Below are 9894 nucleotides of genomic sequence, written 5' to 3' on the forward strand. Positions count from 1 at the left end.
AAGTTCCAGAACCCAGGACTTGGAAAGGCGGATTGGCCCATTTTGAGGGGCCCGCCCGCTTCGCGCGCCTCAAAATGGGGCGGCGTCAGGCCGCGACGAGGGCTGCCGCGACGCGGTCCATGCGGCGAAGCATGAGGGTCAGGGAGCTGCTTATGTCGGCTGCGCTCTTGACGATCTCGGGTCGCGCCAGGGCCGCGTCAGACATGATGAAACCGTCACCACGCCGTTCGAGGAGGTTCGCTTCAACGAGCTGGTGGACGTGGCGGCGCGTGGTTTCTACCGCATAGTCCAGCCGTTTGGCGATGGCGCGGATGCTTATCGGCTCGCGCAGCTCGGCCGGCACAGGTGTCTCGAAGGTGGCGTAGCGCCGGTTCAGGTCGTCGTCGTCGAAGAACCGCCGGTGGTTGGCGCTGAACACACAAAAGAAGACGCTGGAGCTCATGGTGTTGCGCTCGAAGATCCCCTGGCTCTCGATGCCGAACCTCAGGATGAACTGCAGGAATGTCAGCACGAACAACCGACGCACGAAGGTGGGGTTGGCGTGCGCGGCGTCCCACGGGCGGGCTCCGATGGATATTTGGGGCAAGGTGACGCCCCAGCGGTTGAGGTCCGCGAGCAGCGCACCCAACGCCTCAAGCGTTTGGCGTGAAGCGTGCTCGATGGCCTCGCGCTCATAGGCGGCGGAGGGAACTATCAGCCCCTCGGGCCGCCTTTCACAGAACCCGGCGTCGACCAAGCGCTTCGCCCAGCGGCGGATGGTCTCTGAATCAAGGCTTAGGCTCGCGCCCAGGGCGCGGACCGCGATCGGACGACGGACCTCGTCGTCGATCCGGCCCCGGCGAACCAAGCCTGAGAGCTCCGGGGGGCCGAACAGGTGATCGGTGTTGGCCAACTCGACCGACAGCCACATCAGTAGGCTCAGGCTATGGGCGTCGAAGGCTCGCCGCCAGGCGAGCTGGACCGGGAATGCATGATGCATCACGGCCCGCGTCACCAGCCGGACCGGTGGCGATGCGAATGCTTGCTCCGGCGCACTCATCCTTATTCCCTCGAACCGGAGGGCCATACAGCCCAGTGTCCACGCGTCACCTCTCGCCGAAAGAAGGCGGCGTCAGTCCGCGGCGAGCGCGGTCGCGACGCGGTCCATGAGGCGCACCATCATCATTATCGAGGCGTTGACGTCAGTCATGCCCTTAATGAGCCCCGGCGCGGCCATGGCGTTGGTTGGCACGACGTACCCGGCGCCGAGCTTTTCGAGAAATCCCTTTTCGATTAACCGGTTGGCATGCCGACGTATCGTTTCATCCGGGTATCCCATGCGCTTGGCGACGGCGCGAATGCTGATCGGCTCGCGAAGCTCGGCCGGGACAAGGGTCTCCCAACTTGCGTAGCGCAGGTTCAGCTCATCATCCTCGAAGAATGGCCGGTTGTTGGCGTTGAACACACACAGAAACACGCTGGAGGTCATGGTGTCGTTGTCGAAGATCGCCCGCGTCTCGACGCCGAAACGAAGGATGAACTTCAGGTACAGGACGACGAACAGATGGCGCACGAAACTCGGATTTGCATGATCCGATTCCCAGGGCCGGCGCTCTATGACTTCCGAACGTTCGTGGAAGGCGATGTTCCAACGAGCGAAATCCCGGAACAGCGAGCTCAGCACCTCCAGGGAGGCGGCCGCAGCCTGAGCGATGTCCTCGCGCTCATAAGCCGCCGATCTTACGATCAGGCCGTCGTCGACGCGCTCGCATAGGCCGCGCTCGGCCAAGCGGTTGGTCCAGCGGCGCGTGGTCTCGGCGTCGAGGCCCAGGGTGGCGCCCAGCGCCCGCACGGTGATCGGCCGGCGGCGCTCGTCGGCCAGCCGACCCTCGCGGACTAGGCTGGTCAGGTCCTGCTGCTCGAACAGGTGCTCGGTGTTGGCGAGGTCCGTAGAGAGCCACATGAGCATGCTCAGGTGGTGACCTTCGAAGACCCCCCGCCAAGCCATTTCGGCCAAAAACGTATGGTGCAGCACGGTCCGGGCAATCAGCCGGACCGGCGGTGCATCGAACGCTGGGTGTGGCGCGAGCATCCGTTTGTTCCTACAACGGAGGGAATATAGACTAGCTTTGGCGAGCGCACTATTGCCGGACGATGGCCGTGTTGCCGGTCCCGGACTGGACGATGGACGAGACGCTACCGGCACCCACCGTCTGATAGACGAAGGCCTGATTCATCGAACCCGACTGCACGATCAGGCTCCTGGCGGCTGCCGCGCTCTGGAGCACCTGCGCATAGAGGCCGCCAGCGTCGAGCCCACTTTCCTGGATGACCACGCTCTGCTGGCCCAGCCCCGTTTGCTCGACCAAGGCGTGGGAGTCCGCCAGGCCAGCGTGGAGCAAGACGCTGACATTGCCCACGTCGGCAACGGCGAGCAGGTCCCCCCGCTGGGCGGACGTCACTTGGTCGATCGAGACGACCGCCGCGCACGCCGGGCACGCGGCCGCTAGCAGGACAGCCGTCAATGCGCCCGCGATCTCTAAACGCCTCATCATCCCACCACCCTATTTTCGGTGTCGAGGCCGCCGGCCATGGCTGGTCGGGTCTCGCGCCCATTAGTGGCTCCATGATGCGGCGGAGAGGTTTAGGTCCGGTGTATGGATGGCCGCCGGCAGACCCCATAGTTGTTGCGCGACGGCTCTGAAACCGGGTCCAAAGGTAATCGACCCTCGTCGAGCTGCTGATGGTGGCGGCGTCACAACGCCAAGAAAGCCTGCCAAACCCCATCTTCGCCAGTGCGCTCAGCAGAATATGAATGACTCCCGGATATTAGCAGGGAACCTGGTGACGCCTGGAAGTTGGTCTGCCTCCAGAGCGCATCTGAGAGGGAAGTCCATCGCATTTCCTACTGATGGCGAGGTCGGATGGCCGCCTCGCCACACCTAAGACAGACGGTAACAGATGAAGGAAATCGCGGCGGTTGAACTGGATCTGTCCTACAGCGCCGCGAAGGTGAGCGTCCAGGTGTTGGCGCCCGAATGGGACGAGTACGAGGCGAACCTATAAATGTGGAGCGCAAGGTCAGTGGCGTCTCGAGCCTGCAGGCTCTCGCCCTTGGGCTGAAGACGCTTTCCGCATATCTCTATGGGTCGGACCTCTACAAGAATGGCGAATTGGGGGTGTATGCGCAGTTCGGCGCCAGCCTCTCTATCCCGGCTCCCAAGGCAATGCTCGACAGAGCTCCGTTTCCCTTCTGATCGTCGATAGCCCTTCGTTTTGAAGACCAGTCGACCGCCGCCTGCGCCCACCGCCAGACAGTCAGGGCAAGTCCTCTCGGCCGACCTCGCAAGGCAGCCCTATGCGACGCCCAGCCTCCCTGGCGGAGGTGGGACGTCGTCAAGGGTAAGGGCGAACCTCGGACGGGGGCGCTAGTTGAAAAGCCAATCCGAGCTGCTCAGTGCCGCTGGCTTGACCCCGTCGAGGTGGGTGATGGTGGTGGACCAAGGGTTGCTCGACCCCCAGCCGTCGGAGTCGAACAGGACTGTCGTCCCACCATGGCCGTTGTCCTCCAGGCGCAGATAGCCGTCCGCCCGGGGGTCGCCCCCGCGATATCCGACCTGAGCAAACAGGGGCCGGAGGTCCAGGACATCGGCCCCGGGCTGGAAGTCGGTGATTCGCCCTGCGCTCCAGGGCAGGTCGCCAAAGACGAAATGGTCCCTTCCGGAGCCGCCGGTCAGCTGGTCGGCGCCGCGGCTGGCCTGCAAGGTGTCCGCGCCCGAACCCCCTACAAGCGGGGCGCCTGGGTAGTCCGAGATCAAGACGCGGCCTTCGCCGGCGGCGGCTGGCGCCGAGGGGCCGCCGCCTAGGACTTGGGCTGCTGACAGGCCGCTCGGCGAGACCCCTTCCAGAGTCACCACGTGGTAGGCGATCGTGCTTCCGCCCGCGAAGCCGTCCACGTCCATCATCACCTTCGTGCCGCCCACGCCGTCGGCGATGAGGCGGATATAGCCGTCGGCTACCGGATCGGAGCCGCCGTAGCCATTGGCATACAGCGCCGAAAGGTCGAGTCGGTCGGTTCCCACCTGGAAATCAGTGATGCGACCCGCGCTCCAGGGCATCGCCTTGAACACGAACGTGTCGGCGCCCCCGCCTCCCGTGAGCCTGTCACTCCCCTGGCTCGCGTTGAGGACGTCGGCGCTCGAGCCGCCCGCGAGCGTCGCGCCTGGATAGGCCGACGTCAGGATCTGCCCCCCGCCGGCGGCTGGCGCCCCAGGCTGGGAGGTCGTTGCGCCGAACACATTGGCGGCGTTGAGTCCGCCTGGAGCCACCCCCTCCAGTGAGACGACGTGGTACTGGATGGTGCTGCCGCCATCAGGCCCGTCGACGTCCAGCATGACCTTGGCGCCGCCCTGGCCGTCCGCGGCGAAGCTGACATAGCCATCCGCCACGGGGTTCGCGCCGCGATAGCCGTTGGCGTAGATCGCGGAGAGATCGAGCCTGTCGGTCCCCACCTGGAAGTCGGTGATCCGCCCGGCGCTCCAGGGCATGGCCTTGAAGGCGAAGGTGTCAGCACCAGCCCCCCCGGCCAGCTGGTCGCTGCCCTGGCTCGCATTGAGGGTGTCGGAGCCCGCCCCCCCGGCAAGGCTTGCCCCCGGGTAGGCCGCGGTCAGCACCTGGTCGGCGGAAGGCGCCGGCGGCTGCACACCGCCGCCCGGCGAGAACGGAGTGTCGTACCCGCCAAAGCGGCGCACATATTCCGAGACGGGGGTGTTGTAGCCGTCCGGCGTGTCGATGCGGCCCCCGGACTCCAGGAAGGACTTCAGCGCCCAGACGCCGACGAGGTGCCCTCCGGCGACCAGCCCCGACTCGGTGATCGGTCCGCCGCCGATCCACTGCCCGATGTACGACTTGAGGCCCAAGGCGGTCACGTCGTCGTTGACCTTGGAGAACCAGGCCTGTGTGGCCGCGTCCTGAGCCGCCGGCGAACTCAGAAAGCTCGACTTGTCCCACACCCCGAAGGCGCCAGCCTTGGACGTCCAGCTCCCGGTGAAGTCGATCGTCGAGGTTGAGTCCCCATTGTAGAAGCCGACCGCCTGCAGGGCCTCTTCCCCGAACTGGAAGCGACCGAGATAGCCGAGGCTGCTCACGAACGAATAGTTGTTGCCGGACTCGTTCTGGCCAAGCGCGCGCCAGAAGTCCTCGTATGATCCAATAGCCACGCTAACTTTAATCCCCGATGAGGGCGCCTATTTGAATACGGGCATGGCTTGCTCCATACGAGCGCGGTCCCGAGAACAATTGTAACGCCGGTTTTTCTGTCTAATGGCCACGCTTTATTCTCCCGTGACGCGAGATTACTAATAATGAGGTCCCTGCGGCGATATTGCGGCGACTTACCGGTCAAGGCGTGACCATCCGTCCACTTCGCCGCCTGGCTGGGCCGCTAGCTCATCCCGCCCATTCGCCGGCCGAGAGTCCGGAAAGGCCCCTCACCAGGCGTCGCGTGCGTAGGGCCCTCACGAGCTTTGTCAGCCCAAACTTCAGGCAGGGCGAACCGGCGCTCGGCGCCGCAGGACTTTAGAAGTCGACCTTGACCATCTGAAATTGCCGGTGGGAGCGGCAATACTCAGATCGCCTATTCGGATTCAGGCGCTCCGGCGTGGTTCCTGCGTAACGTCGCCGGCGGCTCCGCCACTCCGATTAACGGTTAAACGGCTTTCAACGGTTTCGACGGCAGCCCTGGCCAGTTTACGCTGTCCCAGACGATTCACATCGAGGACACGGTGTCCTCGGCGATCCTGAAGTTCGATTTCGCCTCCACCACCAGTTATAGCGGCGCGGTTCGCACGTTCGACGTCCTGCTCACCCAGGGCGGGACCACTGTGGCCAACTTCTATCACTTTGCGGCGCCGTTCCGGGATTCCGCCTGGAGCCCCGTGACCCAGGTGTCGCTGGACATTGGCGCGACCCTGAACGCGCTCAGCGCGGGCGACTACAAACTGACCTTCATCGAAATCATCCCGGCCAACTTCACCGGCCCTGGCGCCTTTGGCCTGGACAACATCTCGCTCAACGCCACCTTCGGCCCCAGCAATGTGGCGCCGGTCGCCGTCGCTGACGCTTTCGCGGCTACCGAGGATGGCGCGGCGATGACGCTGAACGTCCTGGCCAACGACACCGACGCCGACGCGGGCGACACCAAGACCCTGGTCTCGGTCGACACGGCCGGCACGATCGGGTCGGCGACCGCCAACGCCGACGGCACGGTGAGCTACAATCCGGGCGCCAACTTCCAGGCGCTGAAAGCCGGCGAAACGGCCACCGACACCTTCAGCTACACGATGAAGGACACGGCGGGCCTGACGAGCACCGCCACCGTCACCATGACTGTCACCGGCGTCAACGATGGCGTTGTGGCCGTGGCCGACAGCGGCGCAGCGACCGAGGATGGCGCGGCGGTGACGCTGAACGTCCTGGCCAACGACACCGACGCAGACGCAGGCGACACCAAGACCCTGGTCTCGGTCGACACGGCCGGTACGATCGGGTCGGCGATCGCCAACGCCGACGGCGCCGTCATCTACGCCACAGGCTCGGCCTTCCAATCGCTGAGCGCCGGCGCGACGACCACCGACAACTTCAGCTACACGGTCCGCGATTCCGCCGGCGGCGAGAGCACGACCTCGGTGACCATGACCGTCACTGGCGTCAATGACGGGCCGGTCGCCCTGGCCGACGCGGGCTCGGTTTCCGAAGACCAGTCGCTGACCCTGGACGTCCTGGCCAATGACACCGATGTTGACGCCGGCGACTCCAAGACCCTGGTGTCGGTCTCTGCCACCACCAGCGGCGCCAGCGTCGCCATCGTCGATGGCAAGGTGGTCTATACCGCCGACGCCGACAGCCAGGACCTGCTGACCGCCGGCCAGACCGCCGTGGACAGCTTCACCTATGTGATGGCCGACTCGGCGGGCGCGACCAGCACCGCGACGGTCAGCGTGGCGGTTGGCGGTGTCGCCAATGGGGCCAACATCCTGGGCACGGTGAAGGCCGACGCCCTGTCTGGGACAGAAGCTGACGAGCGTATCGAGGGCGGCAATGGCGACGACACCGTCAATGGCGCCGGCGGGGCCGACAACCTCTTTGGCGGTAACGGCGGCGACCAGCTGTTCGGCGGGGCGGGCATCGACCAACTCTCCGGCGAGAATGGCTCCGACACCCTCTCAGGTGGGGCCGGCAATGACATCCTGACGGGCGGGAACGGGCCGGACCGCTTTGTCTTCGGCGCTGGTTTCGGCAACGATACGATCACCGACTTCAAAGCGCAGAACGACAGCATCCAGATCGACCACACACTGGTGGGCAGCTTTGGGGACCTGATAAGCCACGCCTCCCAGGTCGGGAGCTCGGTGGTGATCGCGTTGGACGCCGCCCACTCGATCACGCCGCAGGGCGTGATCCTGGCCAGCCTGAGCAGCGGCGACTTCGTCTTCTCCTGAGGACGCCGGACGGGGCGGCCTTGCGGCCGCCCCGCTACCCATCGCGATAGCGGACTTGCCTGCCGGAGGATCGGTGGGGGATCGGACGACTCCCTGTCTCAAAGCGTTGCCAACGCTGACGCCGGCCGTGGCGCAAGGCCGATTTCGTGGCCATCTGCGCGAGACGACATCCAATAGCTCCTCTGAACTTCGGGTCGGACCGGGACTGTCGCACCAGGCCTGGGAGCTTATGGCCAAGCTGCGCGTTGAGGGTGAGGCGCTTCTATTCGAAGGCGCATCATTTCTCTCAGTCCCACGCCGCGTTGCAGCAGAGCTCCCCATTCCGAAGCATGTGCATCGGCCCGGCTCCTGCGCTCGAAAAGGTAGAACTCATGTTGTCCCTGAAATCCTTATCCGCCGCCGCCGCCTTCGCCCTAGCTCTGTCGCCGGCTCCCGCGGCTCTGGCTCAGAGCAGCAATCAAGAGCGCTTTGGCCAGGTGCTTGAGGCCTTGCTCGGTCAAGGAAGCTCTCTGGACGCCAGGTGGCAGCGCGGCGAAAGGCCGTTGAGCGCGGCTCAGGGTCAGTTTCAGGCGCGGCTCGATGGCGATGTCCGCGCCGGCGCCCTGTCCGCAGGCTCTGCAAACCGGCTGAGGGCGGACTTCTCGAACCTCGTCATGCTTGAGAACCAGTATGCCGCTGACGGGCGGTTCACGGCGCAGGAACGCGCCGACCTGGGCGAACGCTATGGCGCCATCACGCAGCGGCTCGACCAGCCCGGTGAGGCTTACGACGACACCGGCGCGAGCGTTGCCGACGGCCGGGCGGATTTTGAGTCCAGAGTAAACTCCGCCGTCGCCAGCCGGCGCATCACGCGCACGCAAGGGACGCGCTTGCGCGCGGACTACCTGGCCCTGATCCAGCTTGAAGCCAGCATTGCGCGCGACGGCATAAGCGCCCGAGAGCGCGAGGACCTCGACGCGCGTCTGGACGCCCTGGACGAGCGCATTGGCGACGGCCCCCAGGGCCCCCTTCAGGCGATAAGTCCGCGGGCTCGCCTGGCGGACATCCTCACCGCCGTGGCCGCCAATGAGCGATCAGGCGCCATCACGCGGCGAGAGGCGTTGGACATCCGTGAGACGCAAGGCGATCTCGCCCGCCTTGAAGCCGCCTACGCTCGTATGACGGTGTCGGCCGATGACAGCACATACCTGCTGCGCCGGATCGGAGAGCTGGAAGCCCGCGCCCGCATCAGCCGTCGGTGAACCTGGCGGCGCCCCGCGGTTGAGCCCTATCGCGTCGTTGGAGAAGCGGAGTGACGACCGTCTCTTCCATGGCCGCTGACCCGCGGATGTCCCCGCCAAGGCCGGCGCAGCCAGGGGTCCGGCCGCCGGAACGGAGCCGCGGCCTTTGACGTTGGTGCGGGACCGGCTCGTCCGGATTGCTCAACGCCACCACGGGCGGCCCGCCGCCGCCTTGGTCAACACCGCCAGAGACCGCCAATGCTGATCCGAGCCGGCTACCGAATTGGGTTCGACTGCCTGAACCCCATGCCCATCCACCTGCTGCTGAGCGTCCATCCGGACCGCCGCGCCGACCTGGTGACAGACGACAAGCTGCGCACGGACCCCGGGGCCGAGGTCACCCGTGAACAGGATGCGCTCGGCAACCTGGCCACCCGGGTCCTGGCGCCCGCCGGACCCATCACCTTCTCCGCGGAGTTCGTCGTTCGCGACAGCGGCCTGCCGGACCGGCTGGCGCCGGGCGCGGGACAGCTTCCCGTGGAGGCCCTGCCGGTCGACGCCCTGCCCTACCTGCTGCCCAGCCGCTACTGCGAGACCGATCGGCTCGGCGATCTGGCCTGGCGCAACTTCGGCGGTGTCACGCCCGGCTGGGCGCGGGTGCAGGCGATCTGCGACTATGTCCATGACCGCATCACCTTCGGCTATCACAACGCCCGGCCCACACGCACCGCGGCGGAGGGTCACGATGAGCAGGTCGGGGTGTGCCGGGACTTCGCGCACCTGGCCGTCGCCCTGTGCCGCGCCATGAACATCCCGGCCCGCTACTGCACGGGATATCTCGGCGATGTCGGCGTGCCTGCCAGCGCGGCTCCGATGGACTTCAGCGCCTGGTTCGAAGCCTATCTGGATGGGGAGTGGTTCACCTTTGACGCCCGCCACAATGTCCCGCGGATCGGGCGCATCGTGGTCGCCCGAGGCCGCGACGCCGCCGACGTGGCGATCACCCACACCTTCGGCCAAGCCATCCTGACCCAGTTCGAAGTCGTCACCGAGGAGATCGAGGCGGCGGACACAGGTGAACCGGACGCGCGGATGGCGGCGGCCTGACACTCCGCTCACAGAGCCCCGCTGCCGCTTTTTTGCGTCGCCGGCTTCAGGGCACACCTGCGGCGCGCAGCCGGGCTCGCTCTGATTCC

At 66.0% G+C, this 9894-nt stretch carries 7 protein-coding genes; 3 read left to right on the forward strand and 4 right to left on the reverse strand.

The features are described 5' to 3' along the window. Positions 1-85: 85 nt before the first annotated feature. The 4 genes from Q8N10_RS00160 to Q8N10_RS00175 all read right to left on the reverse strand — a co-directional run bounded on the left by Q8N10_RS00160 (position 86) and on the right by Q8N10_RS00175 (position 5198). Positions 86-1039 (reverse strand): hypothetical protein, encoded by a 954-nt coding sequence (locus Q8N10_RS00160; protein WP_304776778.1) that lies wholly within the window; start codon positions 1037-1039, stop codon positions 86-88. Positions 1040-1111: 72 nt separating this feature from the next. Beyond that, the gene (locus tag Q8N10_RS00165; RefSeq protein WP_304776781.1) at positions 1112-2071 is read right to left on the reverse strand and encodes a hypothetical protein; all 960 of its coding nucleotides are present in this window, start codon (positions 2069-2071) and stop codon (positions 1112-1114) included. Between the two features lie 49 nt (positions 2072-2120). Further along, positions 2121-2504: a hypothetical protein gene (locus Q8N10_RS00170; RefSeq protein WP_304776784.1), complete on the reverse strand. Its 384-nt coding sequence runs from the start codon at positions 2502-2504 to the stop codon at positions 2121-2123. A gap of 903 nt (positions 2505-3407) precedes the next feature. Beyond that, positions 3408-5198: a type I secretion C-terminal target domain-containing protein gene (locus tag Q8N10_RS00175; protein ID WP_304776786.1), complete on the reverse strand. Its 1791-nt coding sequence runs from the start codon at positions 5196-5198 to the stop codon at positions 3408-3410. A gap of 564 nt (positions 5199-5762) precedes the next feature. Here Q8N10_RS00175 and Q8N10_RS00180 point away from each other — a divergent pair. The 3 genes from Q8N10_RS00180 (at position 5763) to Q8N10_RS00190 (ending at position 9805) form a co-directional block, all read left to right on the forward strand. Next, positions 5763-7478, forward strand: a complete 1716-nt coding sequence (locus Q8N10_RS00180; RefSeq protein WP_304776789.1) for a calcium-binding protein — start codon at positions 5763-5765, stop codon at positions 7476-7478. 251 nt (positions 7479-7729) lie between these two features. After that, entirely contained in the window at positions 7730-8719 is a 990-nt protein-coding gene (locus Q8N10_RS00185; RefSeq protein WP_305663837.1) for a hypothetical protein, read from the forward strand. A gap of 237 nt (positions 8720-8956) precedes the next feature. Beyond that, the gene (locus Q8N10_RS00190; protein ID WP_304776794.1) at positions 8957-9805 is read left to right on the forward strand and encodes a transglutaminase family protein; all 849 of its coding nucleotides are present in this window, start codon (positions 8957-8959) and stop codon (positions 9803-9805) included. Positions 9806-9894 lie beyond the last annotated feature (89 nt).

The organism is Phenylobacterium sp. (assembly GCF_030693625.1).
Taxonomy (GTDB): Bacteria; Pseudomonadota; Alphaproteobacteria; order Caulobacterales; family Caulobacteraceae; genus Phenylobacterium; species Phenylobacterium ferrooxidans.

Bases quoted from the DNA above. Each gene is read 5' to 3' on its own strand.
- Q8N10_RS00165 (WP_304776781.1), bottom strand. From the start codon at position 2,071: ATGCTCGCGCCACACCCAGCGTTCGATGCACCGCCGGTCCGGCTGATT.
- Q8N10_RS00190 (WP_304776794.1), top strand. From the start codon at position 8,957: ATGCTGATCCGAGCCGGCTACCGAATTGGGTTCGACTGCCTGAACCCC.
- Q8N10_RS00160 (WP_304776778.1), bottom strand. From the start codon at position 1,039: ATGAGTGCGCCGGAGCAAGCATTCGCATCGCCACCGGTCCGGCTGGTG.